Origin of the sequence: Clostridium sp., assembly GCF_036643715.1 — a bacterium.
In the GTDB taxonomy this organism is placed as follows: Bacteria; Bacillota; Clostridia; order Clostridiales; family Clostridiaceae; genus Clostridium.
This window is the reverse complement of record NZ_JAVXRL010000010.1, coordinates 12,597-33,925: the sequence shown is the minus strand read 5'-3', so window position 1 is coordinate 33,925 and position 21,329 is coordinate 12,597. Positions and strand designations below refer to the sequence as shown.

Here is a 21,329-nt window from a genome sequence, read left to right as displayed (position 1 = left end):
TTCTAGGGTATAGCAGTGTCTATTGTTTAAATTATGTAAGTTATTACTTATTTATTCTTCTTAACCTTTTCAAGGTAATCTTTTTGTTCTACTATATTTTCCTCGAAACTTTCTACTGCGCCTTTTGTGAAAGTGCCTATTCCCTTAGTTTTTACACTTCCGTTTAACTTACTCTTATTCATAAAATCACCTCAAAATTACTTTTTCCATTTCTATATAAACATATTCTAAAAAAGCATAAAAGTATTAGTGTTATACACTAATACTTTTATGCTTTTAATTAGTTTATTATTTAATATTACACTCTTCCTTTGGTAGATCACTTAATGATAAGAATATACTTACATTACCTGCTAAAGCTTTTTTCATAAAGTCTAATCTAGCTCTATCTACTGGTCTATGACAATAATATTCTTGCATTGGTGAGTATCCTATAGCTGGTTTCTTATCTCGGCCTGCAATTACTGATAAATCTGTACCAAAGTCCCAATATCCATATTTGACTTCTTGTCCTACATTTTCTAAAGCTGCCGCGCAAGCTTTTACGAACTCGCTATTTCTATCAATCTTCCAAGCTTCTTTAATATTTAAAACTTCAACAGTTTTACCTGTATATGTTGTTCTTGGAACTGATGCGACTTCAACTTTAGCTCTAAAATCTTTATCTTCTTTAGAAAGTTCATCAATTACATTTTGTATTTGATCTACACATTCTTCATAATTTTCGCCTGGTACAAATCTCCTATCATAAGTTATATGACATCTATCAGGTACTATACACATAGAACCTGGGGTACAATTAATTATAGTTAATGCTATACTTGATTTACCTAAATGCTCATCTTCTTTAGAGTTTTCACTAACAACTTTTTCTATTCTATCTATAAGTTTTGTTGACTTATTAACTGCATTTACTCCGAGCCAAGGTGCGCTACCATGTGATGTTACACCACTTACAGTTACTAGTAATTCAACACGGCCTCTATGACCTAAGTACAATTTTAAGCTAGTAGCTTCACTTGATACTACACCATCGTACTCTATTCCTCTTTCCTTAAATGTATTATCTAAAAGCATTTTCATTCCTAATTGCTCTGCTGGTTCTTCAAGAACAACTCCTGTAAACATATATCTGCCTTTGAATTTATATCCCATTTCCCTAAGTTTTAAAAGTATTTTACCTGAATAAATTTGGCATGCTCCACCGACTTTAACGTCTGCTGCTGCTCTTCCATGTATAACTTCAGTTTCTTCTAATAAAACTTGGTCTTGATCAAATATTTCGCAAATATCAATTTCTCCTCCATAAGGATCATATCCGCCCCATTCACTTAAGTCACCAGTATCAACATGATCTAAATGAGAATTATACATTATTGTTCTTCCATCATCTTCTCCATTTATTATTCCAACTACATTTCCATAATCATCTCTAAAAACTTCATCATATCCTAAGTCATTCATCTCTTTTATATAAAGATCTGCTACACCTTTTTCATCTCCAGATAATGCAGGTACCTTTAAAAGCCTCTTTGCAAAATCTACTGCATCTAAGTGTAATTCCTTTGAAATTTTATTTATATCTTCGTATAGTCCCATAAAATTACCTCCTTAGTTTATTATAAAATTATAGGAGAATTTCTTTTAATGAACTCTCCTCTCCCTGACTTTCCAACAAACTTTCCGTTACTTGCAATAATTTCTCCTCTACTTAAAGTTACCTCTGGAAATCCTTTAATTTTAAATCCTTCATAAGGGGTATAATCTACATTTTCATGAAGGATATCTAAAGTAACTTCTAATTCCTTACTAGGATCAAAAATAACTAAATCTCCATCACTACCAACAGCTATAGTTCCTTTCTTAGGATACATTCCATATATCTTTGCTGCATTAGTTGATGTTACTTCTACAAATTTGTTTATACTTATTTCATTTTGTAAAACACCATAAGTATATAATAGTGCCATTCTAAGCTCTACTCCTGGTGCTCCGTTTGGTATCTTATCAAATGAATTAATTCCAAGTTCCTTTTGTTTCATAAAAAATGGACAATGATCTGTTGCTACAACTTGAAGTGTATTGTTCCTTATAGCTTTCCATAAATATTTAAAGTTGTCTTTACTTCTAAGTGGTGGCGACATTACATACTTAGCGCCTTCAAATCCATCTCTATTATATTCATCATCTGATAATAATAAATATTGTGTACAAGTTTCACCCATTATAGGATATTCTTCCTCCCTAGCTCTAGCTATTTCCAAAACTGCTTCTTTGCAAGTATTATGAACAATATATAGTGGTGAGTCTGCCATCTTTGCTATATTTATAGCTCTAGCTACAGCCTCACCTTCAACTAAAGGTCCTCTTGAAATTGCATGATATTTAGGCTCTGTCTTTCCTTCTTTAATAAGTTTCTCAACATTGCATTCTATTATATGAAAATTTTCAGCATGAACGCATGTAAGTCCACCATTCTCATTTACTTTCTTTAATGTTTTATAAAGTGTTCCGTCATCTACTCTCATGCCTTTATAAGTCATGAAAACTTTAAAACTTGGATAACCTTTTTTAATCATTAATGGAATTTCATCTAAAATTTCATCATCTATATGAGTTATATTCATATGGATTCCATAATCAATAACTGCATTACCATCTGATTTTTCTCTCCAAATTCTTGCTGTTTCTAATAAGTCCATATTCTTTGGTTGAACTGCAAAATCTATAATTGTTGTAGTCCCTCCACAAGCTGCAGCTATTGTTCCTGTTTTAAAATTATCGCTTGAAAATGTTCCTCCAAATGGCATGTCTAAGTGTGTATGAGGATCTATTCCTCCAGGGAAAATTAATTTGTCTTTAGCATCTATTTCTATATCTCCCCCCTCTTCTAATGCTATTCCTATCTTGTTTATCTTTCCGTCTTTTATTCCTATGTCACCCTTAAAAATGTCAGTTGCAGTTATGATAGTTCCATTTCTAATAATAGTATCAAACCTCATATTATCTCCTCCCTAATTATTTTTAGTGAATCATAGTTTATATTTATACTTGTAGTATATCACTTATATGTAAACATTTTCTTATTCTCAATTAACATTTCCTCATTTTATTAATGACTGTGAGTCATTTTATTCAACATAATTTAATTTTCTATACTTTTATTTAAGTTTATATTATCTTTTTATATTACTTTAATATATTTTATAGTTTTATAAGATTACATATATCATTTTACCTATATATATAATAAAAACTTAGTATTTAAATTATATATTATTCTTTGTTATTATCTAATAAGTAGGTGATATAATTTATGAAAAAGAAAATACTACTTTATTGTTCTAACCTCTTAATTACATTTAATATAATTGCATTATTAGTAATATCATTATTAAATTTACATCATATACGCGGTCTACTTTTTATGTATTTATTTTTATTATTCGGATTAATTTTAAGACTAGCGTGTGAATTTATAAAATAAAAAAAGCTTAAAAATATTTATGATATCATAATATTTTTAAGCTTTTATTTTTATATTTCTATTTCATTAACTTGCATATATTGTTTGTAAATTCTACTGGATTTTCTATTGGTAAACCTTCAATAAGAAGTGCTTGATTATATAATATATCTGTATATAACTTAGCCTTATCTTTATCTTTTTCATATGATTCTTTTAATGCCTTAAATGCATCTGTATTAACATTTATTTCAAGAACTTTATCTGCATGTATGCTTTGTTCGTTGTTTGGCATAGAATTTAAAATTTTCTCCATTTCAATTGAAAGATCTCCATCATTTGATAAACATACTGGATGGTTCTTTAATCTTTTTGATTCTCTAACATCCTTAACTTTACCTTCTAGAGTATCCTTCATGAAAGTAAGTATTTCTTTATTTTCTTTACTTTCTTCAGTATCCTTTTCATCTTCTTTTTCATCAATTCCAAGGTCCCCACTTGACACTGACTTAAAGTCTTTACCTTCATAGTTTATAAGCATCTTTATTGCAAATTCATCTATATCATCTGTAAAGTATAATATTTCATATCCTTTATCTAGCACCATTTCAGTTTGTGGCATTCTTGCAATTCTTTCATTAGAATCACCAACTGCATAGTAAATGAACTTTTGATCTTCAGCCATTCCTTTTACATATTCATCTAAAGTTACTAGCTTCTTCTCCTTTGAAGAATAGAACATTAATAAGTCTTTTAATATATCCTTATTTGCTCCAAAGTCACTATAAACACCATACTTCAATTGCTTTCCAAAAGATTTATAGAACTTTTCATACTTTTCTCTTTCATCTTTTAACATCTTTTTAAGTTCATTTTTAATTTTGTTCTTTATATTTTTTGCTATGAACTTTAATTGTCTATCATTTTGAAGTATTTCTCTTGATATATTTAGTGATAAATCTGGTGAGTCCACTACCCCTTTAACAAATCCAAAGTAATCTGGAAGAAGGTCTGAACATTTATCCATTATTAATACACCATTTGAATATAGTTCTAATCCTTTTTCATAATCTGCTGTGTAGAAATCATATGGCATATTTTCTGGAATATATAATATTGCATTATAACTAATCATTCCATCAACACTTATATGAATATGTTTTAAAGGCTTATCAAATCCATAATGCTTCTCAATATAGAAGTTATCATAATCTTCATCAGTAAGTTCCTTCTTATTTTTTCTCCATATTGGAACCATACTATTTATTGTTTTTTCTTCAATAACATCTTCGTATTCATCTTCTGTTCCTTCTTTTAACTTCTTTTCTGTTATATCCATCTTAATTGGATATCTTATAAAGTCTGAATACTTTTTAATTAAAGTTTGTAATCTATATGAGTCTAAATATTCATCATAATTTTCATCTTCAGTATTTTCTTTCATGTGTAATATTACTTCTGTACCGAAGCTATCTTTTTCTGTTTCTTCTATAGTGTATCCATCAATTCCTTCTGATTGCCACCTATAAGCCTTATCGCTTCCAAACTCCTTAGTTATTACAGTAACTTTATCTGCAACTAAAAATGCTGAGTAGAATCCAACACCAAATTGTCCTATTATACTGTGATCATCTTGAATTTCTGTATCATTTTTAAACTTAAATGAACCACTTTTTGCAATAGTACCAAGGTTATCTTCAAGTTCTTCCTTTGACATTCCAATACCAGTATCTAATATTGTTAATTTTCTATCTTCTTTGTTTGGAGTTATTTTAATATAGTAATCTTCTCTATTAAATGTTATAGAGTTGTCCACTAGAGCCTTATAATAAATTTTATCTATTGCATCACTAGCGTTAGATATAAGCTCTCTTAAAAAAATCTCCTTATTAGTGTAGATTGAGTTAATTACAAGATCTAGAAGTCTTTTTGATTCAGCTTTAAATTGCTTTTTTTCCATCTTAAATATCTCCCTTCACAATAAACTATAATATTTTCATCAGTTAGCACTCTTACCTATCGAGTGCTAACCTATAGTTTTTATATATCATATTTCCAAATTTATGTCAAATTTACTTTATAAATAAATCCTTTACAATTGTAAACCCTTCCATACTTTTGTATAATTAACATATAAATTTAATAATAATTTAACTAAAGGAGAAAAAATTTGAATATTTTAGTAGTTGATGACGAAATTAGTATATTACATCTTATAAAGATGAATCTCGAACTCCAAAAGTATAATGTTATTACAGCAACATGCGGAAATGAAGCTTTAGAGCTTACAATAAAGGAAAAGCCTGACATAATAATTTTAGATGCCATGTTACCTGATATAAGTGGTTTTGAACTTATTAACAAAATAAAATTAATAAATGATATTCCAATTATTATGCTTACAGCTAAAGGTGACATTAATGATAAACTATTAGGATTACAGCTAGGTGCTGAAGATTACATAACAAAACCATTTAATAGTACTGAATTGCTTTTAAGAATAAAAGTAATATCAAAAAGGATAAATAAGTTCTCAAAGAAAACTGATCAAACTCTAACTATAGGGAGAATTACAATTATAATTAACGAGAGAAAAGTGTTAGTTGATTCAGAGTATGTAGACTTAACTTTCAAGGAATTTGAGGTATTAAGTTGCCTATGTGAAAATAAAGGTATAGTTTTCAGTCGTGAAGATCTACTTAATAAAGTTTGGGGATATGACTTTGAAGGTACAACAAGAGCTGTTGATATTTTAATTCAAAGACTAAGAAAAAAATTAGGTTCTTGCCAAAGTTACATAAAAACATTATATAAAGCAGGTTATAAGTTAGATGTTTAAGTTGCACTTGTCACTTAAACGTAAAATTATATTAACTAATATAGCTATTTTAGTTCCTATAATTGCTTTCATATACATAATTACTTTTAATACTTTATCAAAAAATTTATTAGATAATTCTCTTGAATACTTGCTTAAAGAGACTACTACTATGAGAGTTTATACAGAAAATCTCATTGAAGGTAACAGCAATACACATAAGGAAGAAGTTTTTAAATCTATCTCTCCTTTTATAGCAACAAACTTAAGTAACAGATTTAATATTAGAGTCCAAACAATTAGTACTTCCGGTCAAATATACTATGACTCTGATAAGAATAAGACTAGCCTCTATAATGGAGATATTGATAAAGCTTTAGAAGGAACGGAATCATATATTATAAAGAAAGTAGATGGTATACCATGTATATTTTTATCTACCCCAATATTTTATAAAAACAATCAATGTGGAGTTTTAAGATTAGTACTTAAAAATTCATCTTCCGTCACTATATTAAACAATACACTTATGATTATGATAATAGTAAGTATTGTTGCAATCGGTATCGGAATTATGTTAATACATATTTTTTCAAAAGAATTAGTGCACCCTCTTTTAACTTTAAAAGAACAATCAAAGCGAATATCTAATGGTGACTTTGGAGAAAAGGTTTTAATTAATAGCGGTGATGAAATTGAAGACCTCGCTAGTACTTTTAATGTTATGAGTGAAAATATTGAAATATATATAAATGAACTTCAAGAAGCTAAAGCTCGTCAGAAGAAATTCTTTGATAATATATCTCATGAATTTAAAACTCCCCTAACTGCTATTATAGGTTTTTCAGAGTTAATCCCTAAAATAGATAATAGTAATAATCAAATAATAGAATGTTCAACACTTATAGAAAAAGAAGGTCGTAGACTTTTATCTTTAGTTGAAGAAATTCTATTACTATCTAAATCAAACAAAGAGAACTTTGCAATTGAAGCTACTTATATAAATATTAAATCTTTAATTGATGAATGTTTAAATATACTAAATATTAAACTCCATAATTATCATATAAATATAATTAAAAACTATGACAATATATTTATATATGGTGACTATGATAAGACAAAGCAAGTATTTATTAATATTATTGATAATGCTATTAAGTATAGCGGATGTGAAAATATTGAAATTTCTGCAAAATCATATAATGATAAAGTAGATGTTTCTATTTGTGATGATGGTGTTGGGTTTGATATTTTAAATGCGGAAAATACTAAAGGAAATGGGTTTGGACTTAATATTTGTAAAGATATATTATCTACTCAAAAAGGAAGTTTTAAAGTAACTAGCACTTTAGATACTGGTACTATTGCAACAATAACCTTTTTAAAACAACATAATTAATACTCATTTCTTATAGAAAGGATACTTCTATGAAAAAGAATTTTAAAAATATACTTACACTATATTTACTATTTGTCGTACTAACTTTAGTTTTTTATTTCTACTCAACAAAGGCGGTTTATAACAATGTGAAAGTTATCGACAACTTTGACTCAAGTAAAAAATCTTTTAATACTAAAGTACCAGATAAAATAATAATTCATAATAAATATTTAGGTGACGTTACACTCCAGGATAATATAATAATGAATGACATACTTCAATATTTTTCTAATATAACATCATCTAAATCAGTTAAGCGTAATGAAGTTAAAAATGATAATGTTGTTAATTTATCAGGTAAAGTTTTTTATTCTAATGGTAGTGATGAAAGTTTTACTGTGAATAATTCTTTAGTACTTGAAAATAAAACTTACTCCAATAACTCTTATTACATTAACTCATTAAGGAATACTCTATTTAGTTGTCTTTATAATTACTCTAATATAGTTGAAATTATAGGTAATCCTAAGTCAAAAATTATTTATAAAAGTAATAATTCATCACAACTAGTTAATAAGGAAAAACGATCAGAATTAATTTCTTCTCTAAAGAAATTTAAGACTATGGAAGATAATAAAGACTTTCTTAATATTAATTTAAATGAAAAACCTGTAGGCGTATTTAATATTTTCATAAATGGAAATGATGATTTAAGTGCTAACAATACTATATATCTTATTGTCTATAAGAACTACTTAGTTATTCAATATTTAGGTGATGAAAATGGTAAAAATATTTATGTAAAAGGTGATCTTTATGAAAAATATTTTAAATAAAAAATTACTACTTATTATTCCTATACTTATTATAATCTCAGTAATATTTTATTTTTATTGCTTTAAGCATGAAGTGAAATATCCGAATCTTAAAGGAAAACATCTTACTGTATACGTTGCTTTAAGAGAAGAAGAAGCTAAATCTCTTTTAGAGAAGTTTAAAAAAGAAACTGGATGTACTTACGAATATATAAAACTTCCTACTGAAGAAGCTGTTAAAAGAATACTTGCTGAAAAGGATAAGCCTAATGGCGACATATTTATTGGAGGAACATGTGATGCTTATGAGTTACTAAAAGCAAATGATGCATTAGCTAAATATGAATCTTATAATTCTAATTCAATTCCTTCAAAGTATAAAGATTCATCTAATTACTGGACTGGATTTCAATTAGATACATTATCAATTGGTATAAATAAAGAAATATGGGATAGGGATTTTGCTTCAAAAGGCATTCCAATGCCTAAAGATTTTAATGACTTACTTAAAAGTGAATATAAAGGCAAAATAATAATGCCAAACCCTGAAACTTCAGGAACTGGCTATACTTTCTTTGCCACATTATATCAAGAACTTGGAGAAACTAAATATAAAGAGTTTTTAAATAAATTCACTGAAAATGTTGGTGCTTATACTGTAAGTGGTTTTAATTCAATACAAAGAGTATCATCTGGTGAGTATGCAGTTACAGTAAACTTTTTAGGTGATCAACTTATTGAACGTAAATTCGATCCTAATTTAATAAGTATTACTCCAAAGAATACTGGTTGGAATGTTGATTCTATTGCTGAAATTAATAATTGTGCAAATAAAGAGGTAGCTGAAGCTTTCATAGATTTTATATTATCAGATGATATTTCTAATAATTTATCTACTTATTCAAATGCTATATCAACAAAGAAAAGTAATGATATCACTAATAGTATTTATTTAAATTATGATTTTAAAGATGCTGCCCTTACGCGCAATAATATTATGAAAATGTTTAGTGAAAGTGTTTCTAAATAAAAAAATACACATTATTTTAAAAAATCTCTTAAATGTTACATTTATGAAACATTTAAGAGATTTTATTGTATCCTCTTTATTTTATTATAGTAATGTAATCAAATACAGAAAACGTAATCAGATTTTTTACGTATTTAGGAGGACTTATAATGTTTAATTTTTTTAAACAAGCACCTGCTATAGACAGGTTGCCAAAAGAAAGAATACCTTCAGCTTATAAAGCTTACCGTATTCGTATGTTTCTTATGATGTATGTTGGATATGCAGGTTATTATCTAGTAAGAAAAAACTTCACAATTGCATCACCTTTTTTAATTAATAATTATGATTTTAGTAAAACAGATATAGGATTAATAAGTGCAGGACTTGCTATTGCTTATGGATTAGGTAAGTTCATATTAGGAAGTTTAGCTGATAAATCTAATGTTAAGTACTTTCTTGGCTTTGGTCTTTTAGCTTCTTCTATTATTAGTATATTCATGGGATTTACAAGTGCTGTTTGGGTATTTTTAATTCTTATGATTATAAATGGATTGTTCCAAGCAATGGGAGCTCCTCCATGTTCTATTATAATAGGTAAATGGTTCTCTCAAAATGAGAGAGGTCTTAAAATGGGAGTATGGAATACATCTCATAATATAGGTGGTGGTCTTATAGCTCCTTTAGCTACATTATCACTATTAATATTTGGTGCTAATAACTTCCAAAGTATTTTCTTTGTTCCAGCTGCAATATGTATTGTAATTTCAATATTCGTATTCTTTATCGGAGCTGATACTCCTGAATCAGTAGGATTACCTCCTATTGATGAATATAGAAATGATTATGCTGAAGTAAAAACTAATACTGATGCAACAACTTTAAGTACAAAAGAAATTGTTATTAAATATGTTATTAAAAATAAATATGTATGGTATTTATGTTTAGCTAATATTTTTGTTTATTTAATTAGACAAGGTGTAGTTAACTGGATTCCAATATATCTTCAAGAAGCTAAAAGCTTCTCAGTTGCTGATTCAAATTGGGCAATGTTCTTATTCGAATATGCTGCAATTCCAGCATCTATATTACTTGGATGGCTTTCAGATGTATTATTTAAAGGTAAACGTGCTCCTTTAAGTATGTTCTGTATGGTTGGTGTTATATTTGCAATTATTGCTTATTGGACAACTTCTAGCCACCTTATAACTATGATATCAGTAGCAGTCATTGGTTGCTTTATATATGGTCCACAACTTCTAATTGGAATGAACCTAATTGATATAGTTCCAAACTTTGCTGTCGGTGCAGCTGTTGGTTTATCAGGGCTTTGTGCATATCTTATAGGTGAAACTTTAGCAGATATAGTTGTTGGATTTATAGCTGATACTTTTGGATGGAATGGAGCATTTATATTTATAATTCTAGGTGCTTTTGCAGCTCTAATTCTTTTATCCTTAACATTAAATATTAAAAAAGAAAAACAAACAATCTAAAAATCAAAACTACTACGTAACAAACATATAACCAATTTTAATATTAAAATAAGCCATAATAAGAATTATATGACCTTCTTATTATGGCTTATTTACTTTTTATACTAAATATACTCTATACATTTCCATAGAGCCAAAATTACATACTCTATCGTATTTTGGAATATCTGATTTAAAATGAATTAAAATAATAGCACAATCTAAATGCTCATTATTTTTAAATAATTCCCGATCTCCGTACCTTACTGATTGAAGCGCTAATGGCATCTCTTTCATAAATATATTATTTCTAATTCTTTCATTACCTGAAATGCCTTCTCCATCAATTAAGACTTCTCCATATAGTATAAGCTTTCCATCTTCTTCGATCCACTCAAGTTTAACTTCATCTCTGATCTTATCAATCCTATCTTCTGCATAATTTAATCCTACTGTTACGAATAAATCAGCAGTCTCATCAGAATGTGTCATAGTATACTTACGACCTTTGATTGGAGAGACCTTCGTTACTTTATCTCTGTACTCTGTAAATACCTTTTGTGGATTAATGACTTCCATATGTTTTCCTCTTATTCTCATCATTAAGTGGACCGTACTCATCTTTATCTAATATTAGGAGTGCTTTAGTTAATTCCTCAACATGCTCCTTCTCATCTTTTGTAATATATTTTATTGTTGCTACTATAGATTTGTCTTCTATATATTGTATTAAGTCTTCATATAATATTATCGCTTCAAGTTCTCCCTTTATAGCTTCTCTTATATTATCTAGTAAATTCCCCTTAGTACTTTTACTGCTGCTTTCTTTATACTTTTGTTTCGATGTAATTGTATTTTCTTTTTTTATTTCTTCTTGTAATTCTCTTTCCTCTTTATCTATTTTTCTTAATTGCTCCAAAAATAATCCATAATGCTCTTTTTCTTCTTCCATTATATGATGAAAAATATCTTTTACTTCTTTATTATCAGTTGCGCTTATAAAATTACTATAATCATTTATTGCAACTATTTCAGCAATCATACCTTCTCTTAATAACGCTTCAACACTTTTTATAAACCCTTGTGGCTGTCTTTTTGTAGTATAACTCATATATATCCCCTTGAATTTATTGTTACACTTCAATTTATTATTTTATGATTACATATGTTACAATAAAAAATCTACTTTCCCATCTAAGTTATAATAACCTTTTATTACTTTAAGTTTACCTGTATGTACCTTGTTATTAATTATAGAATCCTCACTAATTAAATTAGCTGAATTAAATATATTAAGTTTAATTGCCTCCTCAATGGTGCTACTTTTTCTTACACTCCCCTCTATTTTCTTTAGAAGTTCTGTTAAGTTATCTGAATATACTTCTCCATTTTTTATCATATTGTATGCTGATTTAACGGCACCACAATCTTCATGACCTATAATTACAATTAATGGTGTATTAAGATACTTAACTGCATATTCAATAGATGCAAGTGCACTAGTATCTATTACATTACCAGCAAGTCTTATTTCAAATAAATCACCAAGACCTACATTAAAAATCAATGGTGGACTTACCCTTGAATCTGAACAACTTACTACAACTGCATATGGATTTTGACCTGATTTTAATTGTTCTCTTCTATCCTTATTTACATTTATTAAGCATGATTTATCATTAATAAACCTAGTATTTCCATCCTTAAGTATTTGTAATGCCTCATCTGGTGTCTTCTGTTTTAAATTAATACTACTTGGTGATAATTGGTTTGAAGCTTCAATAGTAGTAGTACTATCCTTAATAAATCCCGTTAATAAAATTGAACTTAAACATAATATTAAAGTTATTATAAATGCCTTCTTTCTCATTTACATAGCCTCCTTTTATATTATGTTAACCATTAAATTAAATTAGTATAAAAAAAAGCTTTAGAATTTCTAAAGCTTTTTAGTCAATTTATTTATATCCATTTATTACAACTTCAAGTTTTCCAGTGTATGGATCCATAATAAGCCCATGTATATTAACATCTTTCGGTATTAATGGATGATTCTTAATTGAATTTACACTTTCTTTTACTGATTCTTCTACTGATTCAAAACCATGTAGCCACTTATCAATATCTATTCCACAATCTTTAATTGTTTCTATAGTTTCTTTTTGTATTCCTCTTTGTTTAATTTTATCAAGTATATCTTTTGAATTTAAATTGCTCATTCCACAACCATGATGACCAACAACTATTACATCCTCTGCTCCAAACTCATAAATAGCTACAATTATACTTCTAACTATACTTCCAAAGGGATGCATTACAGTTGCTCCTGCATTTTTTATTATTTTTGCATCGCCATTTTTTATATTCATGGCTTTTGGTAATAGTTCTGTAAGCCTTGTATCCATACAAGATAATATTACTACTTTTTTATTTGGATGCTTTGTTGTTATATACTTTTCATATTCTCTGCCCTCTACAAATTCCTTGTTACTTAATAAAATTTTATCTAATATTTTTAACCCATATTCTCTCATAACTTCACCCCGAATTTATAATATTTAAGAAGTATTATACAGTATTTATTTAATTAAAACTATATTTTTGTATTATCTTTTCTTTAATACATTATTTAACTCTTTCGCTTCCTTTTCCCAATACTTTTTAAATGAAATCCAAGTAATAAAATACACTAGTACATAAAATAAAATAAACATAACTATTCCAATTACATTACTTGGCATCCAACCTGCATATATTGCAAGTGGAAAATATACAAGCATTGCTACTCCATGAGTTATAGTCTGTCTTAATCTACTCCACTTCTCAACTTCAAAAATTACAGTTATTCCTGCACAATAAAACCCTACTAAACTTGAAATTATAAATTGAAAAATAACAGCTGATGATTGTACTATAATTGTTTCATTTCCTAAAGAATATATTATAAATATAAATTGATTTATAAATACACCTAATGTCATTCCTGCTAATCCTCTTAATAAAAATTTCTTCATATATTCCATATTATTTTCCTCCAATTCCTAAATACTCTTTAACTTTTGATACATACCTTCTTGATATTATCTCTTGCCTTCCATTTATAAAGTTAACTACTAAACTTCCATTAAAGCTTACTTCTATCTCTTTTACTTTTTCTATATTAGCTATAGCAAACTTTGATATTCTAATAAAGGATGTTCCTTTTAAATTCTCTTCTATTTCATACAATTTCTGCTTTATCTCATAAGTTACTTCACTTGTATCAGCTAATATTTTATGATTCTCACTATAAAACACTAAAATTTCATCACGATTTAAAATGCGCATCTTTTGATTAATTTTACCTACAATCTTTTTGCAGCTTGTACTTTGTAATTTACCAACTAATGTTGAAACCTCCTCATTTAACTTTGGCGATTTAATTAATACAATAGTTTCTTCATATTCTTCATTTATATCAATATCTATCTTCATATGAACCTCTCTTCTTATGTTCTACTTTAAATTTATTATAGTAAAACAATTCCTTTATTTCTATATATTTTAATCAAGCGGCTCTTTTATAGCACTAAGTGGTACTATTATATTTTTTTATACAAAAAAATACCTTACTCCAATTAATATGGGTAAGGTTATATCTAATTATTTTTTATATTTATTTATAATATTAATTTGCCTTTCAATATTGTTCTCATCGCTAATCTTTAATAGATTGATTAAGTACTTATTCATATTATTATATATACTCTTTATTCCTGAAACTAAAGAATTACAGTTTAAGTCCTCTTCTAAAAGAACTTTTGCAACACCCTTTCCTTCCATATACTTAGCATTTAAAATTTGATCTCCACGACTTACTTTTTTAGAAATAGGTATAAGTAACATAGGCTTCATTAAGAGAGCTCCTTCAAACACACCATTAGATCCAGAGCGACCAACTACAATATCAGACATAGCATACATATGTGATAACTCCTCACCAACATACTCATATTGAATGTATCCTTGTACTTTAATATTATTATCTACTTTACCTTTTCCACATAAGTGGATTATATCAAAGTCAGTTACTAACTCATTTATAGATTGTCTTAAAGAATCGTTTATAATCTTTGCCCCTTGGCTTCCCCCCATTACTAAAATAATCGGCTTATCACCTTTAAAGTTCGTAATTTTAAGTCCAGCTACTCTTGAACCTCTTTTTAGTTCTTCTCTAATTATTGGACCACTCTTAATAAACTTATTTATATTTACCTCATTCACTGTATCTGAAAACGTAACTGAAATATGTTTTGCAAAAGGCATACATATTTTGTTAGCTAACCCTATACTATAGTCTGTTTCTCTAATAATAGTTGGTACTCTATTAAAAAATCCGCCAATTACAGTTGGCACTGTAACAAACCCACCACAAGAAAATATAACATTTGCTTTCTCTCTTTTTATTATAAAGAATGACTGAATTATTCCTTTTATTATTTTAAAAATATCCTTAAAATTTTCCATAGATAAATATCGTCTAAGTTTCCCTGTGCTTACCCCATAGTACTTAACTCCATCAATAGCCTCTATCATAACTTTTTCTGGTCCATTTTTAGAACCAATATAAATAATCTCCCATCCTTCATTAATTAGCTTAGGAATAAGTACAGTATTTACAATAACATGTCCAGCACTTCCACCACCAGTCATTACTATTTTATTCACTATATATTCCTCCTAAGCTATGTAGTTGTTCTTTAATAAGATTTCACGAACTTTTGATTTCTCTATAATGGCTTTATCAGAACTATATCTTCCAATTGGTCTCTTTACTATATGATCTAAATTATATTTCTCCTTGTATCCATTAGGTAATATAGCATAAAATCTTTCACTAAAATCGTATATCTTCTCGCCCTCTTCTTTTGTAATTAATACTTCATCTAACTTTTCACCTGGTCTTGGTCCAACTTCAATTATTTTATTAGTACCAGTCCCACAAGCCTCAAGCATTATCTCTGCAATATGTACTATTTTAAATGATGGCATCTTCATTATGAAAATTTCTCCACCTTTTGTTACTTCACATACATCTATTAAATAATCTACGGATTCATTTAAGCTAACAAAAAATCTATTCATATCTCTATGAGTTAATGTAATGTCCTTTCCCTCTTCTAATTCTTTCTTAAATAGAGGAATTACACTTCCATTCGATCCTAATACATTCCCACTTCTTAAAACTGAAAACTTAGTGTTACCTTTTCTACTATTTGCATTTATGACTATTTTTTCTCCGATAGCTTTAGTTAATCCATAAGTACTTGATGGCTCTGATACTTTATCTGTAGATAAGTAAATTACTTTATCAACATTTTCTGCTATTGCACAGTCTACTATATTTTCTGTTCCAATTACATTAGTTTTTATAGCTTCAAATGGCTGTTCTTCACATATTGGTACATGTTTTAAAGCTGCTAAATGGAATACTATATCAACATCTACCATTGCCTGTCTTACAAGGTCTTTATCTCTTATATCACCAATTACACCTTTTACTTTAGAATTTTTAAATATTTCGCTCATTTCATATTGTAAAAATTCGTTTCTTGCTAAAACTCTTATTTCTTTTGCATCTCTATCTATTAATTGTTTAACTAATTCTACTCCCCATGATCCTGTTCCACCTGTTACTAATATTATTTTATTTTTCATTTGTATCACTCCTAATAACTTGTTAGTTAGAATACTATAACTTGTATGTTACATTATTGTTACGGCAAGTAATTTTTTAAATTATAGGCGAAATTGTAATAAAAATGTACGAAAAAAAATCTTCATTCCTTTTAATAGGAATAAAGATTCATTAAACTAATTAAATAATGTTATTAATGCATATTGCTTGATCCAGCACTTTGCTTACCGTATCTGTCTGGTATTTTCTTACCTTGCTTCTTAGCTGATTGTGCTTTCTTTTCTTCTAAAAGTTTTTTCATCATTTCTACGTTCTTATTCATTATAATGTCCTTCTTTCGGATGTAGGTTTACTACATATATTTTATTATATTTAAATAGAAGATATCTATTAAAATTTATTTATCAAATAAGCCTCCACCGTTTCCAGTCTTTACACCTTTAGACGCTGCTTTTCCAATACTTTTTTTAGCTTTCATACTATTTTTAGTATTAGCACCTTTATTTTTCTTTTCTTCAATAAGCTTTTTCATCATTTCTATGTTCTTGTTCATAGTGTCTCCTTTTCAAAAGCAATCTAATCAAGTATTTCTTGAACTCTACCAACAATACCACTTTCTAGCATTACTTTAATTCCATGATGGTGATTTGCTGAGTTAGTTAGTATTCTTTGTACTATACCTTCTGTTAATTTACCAGAACGTTGATCCTGTTTCTGTACAACCATAACTCTTATACCTGGTTTTAAATTTGATCTTTTAGTTCCATCCATAATATATCCTCTTTCTATTTCTTTACCTTTTCTATTTTGATTTCATATAAAGAAATATGTTTACTACTTATAATATACTATTTATCAGTGCTTTTGGAAAGTTATATAACTTATTACTTAGTTAATGAATCTTCATTGTATCCTACAAATGTTGCTATTGTTACCGCTTTTACTATTTCAAATATCTTTTTCATAATTATCATCCTCCGTTTAATCAATTATTATTTATACTAAATTAAATTTGTAATTATATTTTTTGTAGCTGTTTGTTAAGTTTTCCTGACTACATTTATAATTATAGCTTCACTCTTTAATATTACGTATTGATTTAGCTTTTAATTAGATTACATTTTTGAAAGATAACAACTTTTATTTTAATATTAACTTATACATGACTTTTTACATAACAAGCAATATACACCTAATACTATAATTGATACTACTAATAAACAAAGAAATAACCACGATTTATTTATATCATATATATATGCAGAGATTATTGGTCCTAGTGCATATCCAAGTGATTCCGATGCTCCAACGAATCCAAACACAATTCCTTTTATATTATCATTTTCTCCAAATTCTGAAAGAAGGCTTTGAAGTGCTGCATTTAAAAATGTTGCACCTAAAAAATATATTATAATAACAACCGCAAAGAAAATAATATTTCTTACAAAGTATAGTGCGAGTAATGTTCCATTCATAACAAAAAATGAAACATATAATTGCTTTTTATTACCTATCTTATCACTTACCCACCCTGCAAAGGGTGCTCCAAAACCAAATATAAATAAGTAAAGAGATATTATAATTGAAGTATACAAAGTTGATGCACCAAGTACTTCCTGACCATAGAATGGAAAAATTGATACTACACAACCATATATAAAGTCACCCAGCAATGCAATTGCACCTAATAATATAATCTTACATCCAAGTTTATGTTTTTTTATATCTTCATATATATTTTTTATTCTATTTTTACATTTAATCTTTTTTTCTTTCTTATTTGAAATAGTTGGTTTTTTTATTTTAAAAAATACAAATAAACCTGTTAGAAAAACCCCAACAGATGCCATATAAAATACCATATTATAATTGCTAAACTTTGCAACAATAAATCCTGCAATTGCAGCCCCAATTCCACCCCCAAGTGTAAATACTGCAGATGCAAATCCAGTACTTTCACCTCTTTTACTTTCATCTAAAGACCTTGATAATATTGAAAATGTAGCTGGTGCCGCTATCCCAAGTATTGCACCTTGTAAAACATAAATACCACTAGCAATTACCTTACTACTAGCTATCGTATAAGCAAATGGTATAAATGTCATAAGTCCTAAAGCTATTATTAATAGTAGCTTATCTCCAATAGCATCTGATACAATTCCAAAAGGAATTTGTGCAAGTGCCTTACTTACACCATACAAAGACATAATAGTTCCTATCATCATTGTACTAATACCTATTGAACTAAAAAACAATGGAATTATAGGAATCATAAAACTATAGCTAATTCCAAAAGTAAACCTATAAGTGCAAAATTGTAATAATTCCTTTTTCTTAAATAAAACATTATTTTTAATATTCATATATAACTCCTATATGCAAATTTAATATATATAACTTTCGCATATTATTAGTATTACTTATATTAAAATGGTGTATACATAAAAAAAGTAGGACTGCTAAAGCAATCCTACTTTTATATAAAGTCTATTTTCCTTTAAATGCCTTCATTAGAGAAATCTTATTTCCATAATGAAGAGTTCCTCTTCTATATAGTTTACTACTGAATATACCAACTATAACTATAAATGCAACATTTATTATAGTTGTTATTATTATTTCAAAAACACTTACATTAGATAAAACTATTCTTTCAAACATCAATAGTGGTGATGCAAATGGAATATAGCTTAGTACTTTTGCAAATGTAGTCTCTATATTACCCATGCAATTCATAGCAACTATAAATACAACAACAAATATTAAAGTAATTGCACCCATTGATGAATTAACATCTTGTGGGCTTGATGCAAGTGATGCAACAGCAGCATAAAGCATTGAGAAAGTTAAATAACCAAGTAAGAAGTAGAAAATAAATGCAAATACTATTCCAAAGTTTAAGTTTAATGCATTTAATGTTTCCATACTAACTCCCGATGTTTTGAGTAATACAAATCCTGCTCCTAAAATAACAGCTATCTGTGTTAATCCAACTGCACATACACCTAAAACTTTACCAAAGAATAACTCCATAGGCTTTGCCATAGTTATTAAAGTTTCCATAATTCTATTAGTCTTCTCTTCAATAACAGAGTTTGCAACCATAGAACCAAATGTCAAAGTAATCATGTATATACCAAATATAAGTGCATATACAAGTACCATTCTTTCCTTAGAAGAATTTCCTTTTTGAATTACTTCAAGTTGAGCTGGAGTCATTATACTTTTATATGCTTCTTGACTTAACTTATACTTTTGCATATTTGAAACTATTTTAAGATCATTTAATACTGAATTTATTTTTCCTTCTAAATCACTTCCTGGTGATTTAGTAACATATAATTTACCTTCTAAATCTGCATTATTTGTTACTTCTAATAATGCTACATACTTTGAATCACCAGTTTCTAATTCCTTTTTAACTGTATCAACATCATTAGCATTTTTAGCTATAACAAATTTATAGTCACTATCATCTATACTCTTTATAAAATCATCATTTATTAATTTATTATCTCCAACAGCACTTATCATAATTTCATCTGCTGATGAGTTACCTTTAAACAGACCCATAATTTTATCAACATTCATAAATCCAGCCATTATAATAAGTGTTATTATTGTTGATATTATAAGTCCTTTATTTTTTATTGTCTCTTTATACGTAAATCCAAATATAGTTAAAAACTTCTTCAAATTACTCACCTAACCTTTCTATAAAAATATCATTTAAAGATGGCTTCTTAAAGTAGAATCCATTGATATCAATATTAGAGTTAGTAATCTTTTTAAGAATTTCTTTTCCTCTGCTTACGTCATTCATATTTACATGGAATTCTCCATTTACATACTCATAACAATCTATATTTTCCTCTTTTAATATATTCTCTATTTCTTTATCACCTTCAATAACAAGTCCTTTTATTCCATAATCATCTTTTATGTCTTTTAAACTTCCTTGAAGTATAGTTTCACCTTGCTTAAGCATTATTATGTCATCACAAAACTCTTCAACATCAGCCATTCTATGACTACTGAAAATTAAAGTTTTTCCCTTTTTTAATAAATCTCTTATAAGTTCTTTAAACACCTCAACATTTACTGGATCTAATCCACTAAATGGTTCATCAAGAATTATTACATCGGGATTATGTATTATTGCTACTATTAGTTGTATCTTTTGCTTATTACCTTTTGATAAAGTTTCAACTTTCTTATTAAGATAATCACTTATTTCAAATTTTTCTAGCCAGTATTTTATTTCTTTAAGTCCATCCTTCTTATTAATTCCATAAAGAGATGTAAAGTATAGTAATTGAGTTTTAACTGTAAACTTTAAATAAAGTCCTCTTTCTTCCGGTAAGTACCCAAAGGAATTTTGATCAAATTTTCTCTCTTTATTATCGATTAAAACTTGTCCTCCATCACTTGGTAGTATTCCAAGAAGAACTCTGATTGCTGTTGTTTTTCCTGCTCCATTACGCCCGAGTAATCCTAATGCTTTTCCACTATTGATCGTAAAATCTAAATTTTTAAGAGCTTGTACATCCCCAAAGGATTTACTTATATTTTTTGCTTCTATTTTCATAATATCCCCCTTTTGATTAAAATTTTATTATAATTATAACATAGATTAGGTTTTTTGTAATATATTGTATTATTAATCTAAATAGCTACCTAACAGT

At 27.7% G+C, this 21,329-nt stretch carries 23 protein-coding genes; 5 read left to right on the top strand and 18 right to left on the bottom strand.

Going from position 1 to position 21,329, the window contains the following annotated elements; genetic code table 11:
* Window positions 1-47 precede the first annotated feature (47 nt).
* From RSF37_RS04790 to htpG, 4 genes are all read right to left on the bottom strand, one after another.
* A complete protein-coding gene (locus tag RSF37_RS04790; RefSeq protein WP_332563257.1) occupies window positions 48-182 on the bottom strand; it encodes a hypothetical protein in 135 nt (44 codons plus the stop codon).
* A 106-nt stretch (window positions 183-288) separates the two neighbouring features.
* Window positions 289-1,599, bottom strand: a complete 1,311-nt coding sequence (locus RSF37_RS04785) for a M20/M25/M40 family metallo-hydrolase (RefSeq protein WP_332563256.1) — start codon at window positions 1,597-1,599, stop codon at window positions 289-291.
* A 20-nt stretch (window positions 1,600-1,619) separates the two neighbouring features.
* Window positions 1,620-3,002, bottom strand: coding sequence for a dihydropyrimidinase (hydA, locus tag RSF37_RS04780; protein WP_332563255.1), 1,383 nt, complete (start codon window positions 3,000-3,002; stop codon window positions 1,620-1,622).
* A 543-nt stretch (window positions 3,003-3,545) separates the two neighbouring features.
* Window positions 3,546-5,426 carry a molecular chaperone HtpG gene (gene htpG / locus RSF37_RS04775; protein WP_332563254.1) on the bottom strand — a complete coding sequence of 627 codons (1,881 nt, stop codon included), beginning with the start codon at window positions 5,424-5,426 and terminating at the stop codon, window positions 3,546-3,548.
* Window positions 5,427-5,636: 210 nt separating this feature from the next.
* On the opposite strand from htpG, the gene RSF37_RS04770 reads away from it, so the two are divergent.
* From RSF37_RS04770 to RSF37_RS04750, 5 genes are all read left to right on the top strand, one after another.
* Complete coding sequence (locus RSF37_RS04770) at window positions 5,637-6,305, top strand: response regulator transcription factor (protein ID WP_332563253.1); 669 nt, start codon at window positions 5,637-5,639, stop codon at window positions 6,303-6,305.
* A complete protein-coding gene (locus RSF37_RS04765) occupies window positions 6,298-7,686 on the top strand; it encodes a sensor histidine kinase (protein ID WP_332563252.1) in 1,389 nt (462 codons plus the stop codon). Before RSF37_RS04770 ends, RSF37_RS04765 begins: the two co-directional genes overlap by 8 nt.
* A gap of 29 nt (window positions 7,687-7,715) precedes the next feature.
* Window positions 7,716-8,504: a DUF3919 family protein gene (locus RSF37_RS04760; protein ID WP_332563251.1), complete on the top strand. Its 789-nt coding sequence runs from the start codon at window positions 7,716-7,718 to the stop codon at window positions 8,502-8,504.
* Entirely contained in the window at window positions 8,485-9,513 is a 1,029-nt protein-coding gene (locus RSF37_RS04755) for an ABC transporter substrate-binding protein (protein WP_332563250.1), read from the top strand. Before RSF37_RS04760 ends, RSF37_RS04755 begins: the two co-directional genes overlap by 20 nt.
* A gap of 149 nt (window positions 9,514-9,662) precedes the next feature.
* Complete coding sequence (locus tag RSF37_RS04750; RefSeq protein ID WP_332563249.1) at window positions 9,663-10,988, top strand: MFS transporter; 1,326 nt, start codon at window positions 9,663-9,665, stop codon at window positions 10,986-10,988.
* Between the two features lie 99 nt (window positions 10,989-11,087).
* Here RSF37_RS04750 and RSF37_RS04745 read toward each other — a convergent pair whose 3' ends face one another.
* The 14 genes from RSF37_RS04745 to RSF37_RS04680 all read right to left on the bottom strand — a co-directional run bounded on the left by RSF37_RS04745 (window position 11,088) and on the right by RSF37_RS04680 (window position 21,232).
* Window positions 11,088-11,546 (bottom strand): staygreen family protein, encoded by a 459-nt coding sequence (locus tag RSF37_RS04745; protein WP_332563248.1) that lies wholly within the window; start codon window positions 11,544-11,546, stop codon window positions 11,088-11,090.
* Window positions 11,533-12,078 carry a ferritin-like domain-containing protein gene (locus RSF37_RS04740; RefSeq protein ID WP_332563247.1) on the bottom strand — a complete coding sequence of 182 codons (546 nt, stop codon included), beginning with the start codon at window positions 12,076-12,078 and terminating at the stop codon, window positions 11,533-11,535. The genes RSF37_RS04745 and RSF37_RS04740 overlap by 14 nt, the downstream gene beginning before the upstream one ends.
* Before the next feature lie 57 nt (window positions 12,079-12,135).
* A complete protein-coding gene (locus RSF37_RS04735; RefSeq protein WP_332563246.1) occupies window positions 12,136-12,837 on the bottom strand; it encodes a carbonic anhydrase in 702 nt (233 codons plus the stop codon).
* An 88-nt stretch (window positions 12,838-12,925) separates the two neighbouring features.
* Window positions 12,926-13,501 carry a beta-class carbonic anhydrase gene (locus RSF37_RS04730; RefSeq protein WP_332563245.1) on the bottom strand — a complete coding sequence of 192 codons (576 nt, stop codon included), beginning with the start codon at window positions 13,499-13,501 and terminating at the stop codon, window positions 12,926-12,928.
* 72 nt (window positions 13,502-13,573) lie between these two features.
* Window positions 13,574-13,990, bottom strand: a complete 417-nt coding sequence (locus RSF37_RS04725) for a DUF3021 domain-containing protein (protein ID WP_332563244.1) — start codon at window positions 13,988-13,990, stop codon at window positions 13,574-13,576.
* Window position 13,991: 1 nt separating this feature from the next.
* Entirely contained in the window at window positions 13,992-14,441 is a 450-nt protein-coding gene (locus RSF37_RS04720) for a LytTR family DNA-binding domain-containing protein (protein WP_332563243.1), read from the bottom strand.
* A gap of 168 nt (window positions 14,442-14,609) precedes the next feature.
* A complete protein-coding gene (locus RSF37_RS04715) occupies window positions 14,610-15,674 on the bottom strand; it encodes an undecaprenyldiphospho-muramoylpentapeptide beta-N-acetylglucosaminyltransferase (protein ID WP_332563242.1) in 1,065 nt (354 codons plus the stop codon).
* 12 nt (window positions 15,675-15,686) lie between these two features.
* A complete protein-coding gene (locus RSF37_RS04710; protein WP_332563241.1) occupies window positions 15,687-16,664 on the bottom strand; it encodes a polysaccharide biosynthesis protein in 978 nt (325 codons plus the stop codon).
* A 173-nt stretch (window positions 16,665-16,837) separates the two neighbouring features.
* Window positions 16,838-16,966: a hypothetical protein gene (locus RSF37_RS04705; protein WP_332563240.1), complete on the bottom strand. Its 129-nt coding sequence runs from the start codon at window positions 16,964-16,966 to the stop codon at window positions 16,838-16,840.
* A gap of 75 nt (window positions 16,967-17,041) precedes the next feature.
* Window positions 17,042-17,197 carry a hypothetical protein gene (locus tag RSF37_RS04700; RefSeq protein WP_332563239.1) on the bottom strand — a complete coding sequence of 52 codons (156 nt, stop codon included), beginning with the start codon at window positions 17,195-17,197 and terminating at the stop codon, window positions 17,042-17,044.
* Between the two features lie 23 nt (window positions 17,198-17,220).
* On the bottom strand, window positions 17,221-17,415 hold the full coding sequence (locus RSF37_RS04695; protein ID WP_332563238.1) for a YwbE family protein: 195 nt from the start codon (window positions 17,413-17,415) through the stop codon (window positions 17,221-17,223).
* A gap of 380 nt (window positions 17,416-17,795) precedes the next feature.
* The gene (locus RSF37_RS04690) at window positions 17,796-19,007 is read right to left on the bottom strand and encodes an MFS transporter (RefSeq protein WP_332563237.1); all 1,212 of its coding nucleotides are present in this window, start codon (window positions 19,005-19,007) and stop codon (window positions 17,796-17,798) included.
* Window positions 19,008-19,131: 124 nt separating this feature from the next.
* Entirely contained in the window at window positions 19,132-20,340 is a 1,209-nt protein-coding gene (locus RSF37_RS04685) for an ABC transporter permease (protein WP_332563236.1), read from the bottom strand.
* 1 nt (window position 20,341) lies between these two features.
* The gene (locus RSF37_RS04680; protein WP_332563235.1) at window positions 20,342-21,232 is read right to left on the bottom strand and encodes an ABC transporter ATP-binding protein; all 891 of its coding nucleotides are present in this window, start codon (window positions 21,230-21,232) and stop codon (window positions 20,342-20,344) included.
* Window positions 21,233-21,329: the final 97 nt, after the last annotated feature.

Bases quoted from the DNA above. Each gene is read 5' to 3' on its own strand.
- RSF37_RS04735 (WP_332563246.1), bottom strand. From the start codon at position 12,837: ATGAGAAAGAAGGCATTTATAATAACTTTAATATTATGTTTAAGTTCA.
- RSF37_RS04700 (WP_332563239.1), bottom strand. From the start codon at position 17,197: ATGAACAAGAACATAGAAATGATGAAAAAGCTTATTGAAGAAAAGAAA.
- RSF37_RS04750 (WP_332563249.1), top strand. From the start codon at position 9,663: ATGTTTAATTTTTTTAAACAAGCACCTGCTATAGACAGGTTGCCAAAA.
- RSF37_RS04730 (WP_332563245.1), bottom strand. From the start codon at position 13,501: ATGAGAGAATATGGGTTAAAAATATTAGATAAAATTTTATTAAGTAAC.
- RSF37_RS04745 (WP_332563248.1), bottom strand. From the start codon at position 11,546: ATGGAAGTCATTAATCCACAAAAGGTATTTACAGAGTACAGAGATAAA.
- RSF37_RS04720 (WP_332563243.1), bottom strand. From the start codon at position 14,441: ATGAAGATAGATATTGATATAAATGAAGAATATGAAGAAACTATTGTA.
- RSF37_RS04740 (WP_332563247.1), bottom strand. From the start codon at position 12,078: ATGAGTTATACTACAAAAAGACAGCCACAAGGGTTTATAAAAAGTGTT.
- RSF37_RS04765 (WP_332563252.1), top strand. From the start codon at position 6,298: ATGTTTAAGTTGCACTTGTCACTTAAACGTAAAATTATATTAACTAAT.
- RSF37_RS04725 (WP_332563244.1), bottom strand. From the start codon at position 13,990: ATGGAATATATGAAGAAATTTTTATTAAGAGGATTAGCAGGAATGACA.
- RSF37_RS04680 (WP_332563235.1), bottom strand. From the start codon at position 21,232: ATGAAAATAGAAGCAAAAAATATAAGTAAATCCTTTGGGGATGTACAA.
- RSF37_RS04755 (WP_332563250.1), top strand. From the start codon at position 8,485: ATGAAAAATATTTTAAATAAAAAATTACTACTTATTATTCCTATACTT.
- RSF37_RS04785 (WP_332563256.1), bottom strand. From the start codon at position 1,599: ATGGGACTATACGAAGATATAAATAAAATTTCAAAGGAATTACACTTA.
- RSF37_RS04695 (WP_332563238.1), bottom strand. From the start codon at position 17,415: ATGGATGGAACTAAAAGATCAAATTTAAAACCAGGTATAAGAGTTATG.
- RSF37_RS04705 (WP_332563240.1), bottom strand. From the start codon at position 16,966: ATGAATAAGAACGTAGAAATGATGAAAAAACTTTTAGAAGAAAAGAAA.
- RSF37_RS04790 (WP_332563257.1), bottom strand. From the start codon at position 182: ATGAATAAGAGTAAGTTAAACGGAAGTGTAAAAACTAAGGGAATAGGC.
- RSF37_RS04710 (WP_332563241.1), bottom strand. From the start codon at position 16,664: ATGAAAAATAAAATAATATTAGTAACAGGTGGAACAGGATCATGGGGA.
- RSF37_RS04760 (WP_332563251.1), top strand. From the start codon at position 7,716: ATGAAAAAGAATTTTAAAAATATACTTACACTATATTTACTATTTGTC.
- RSF37_RS04690 (WP_332563237.1), bottom strand. From the start codon at position 19,007: ATGAATATTAAAAATAATGTTTTATTTAAGAAAAAGGAATTATTACAA.
- hydA (WP_332563255.1), bottom strand. From the start codon at position 3,002: ATGAGGTTTGATACTATTATTAGAAATGGAACTATCATAACTGCAACT.
- htpG (WP_332563254.1), bottom strand. From the start codon at position 5,426: ATGGAAAAAAAGCAATTTAAAGCTGAATCAAAAAGACTTCTAGATCTT.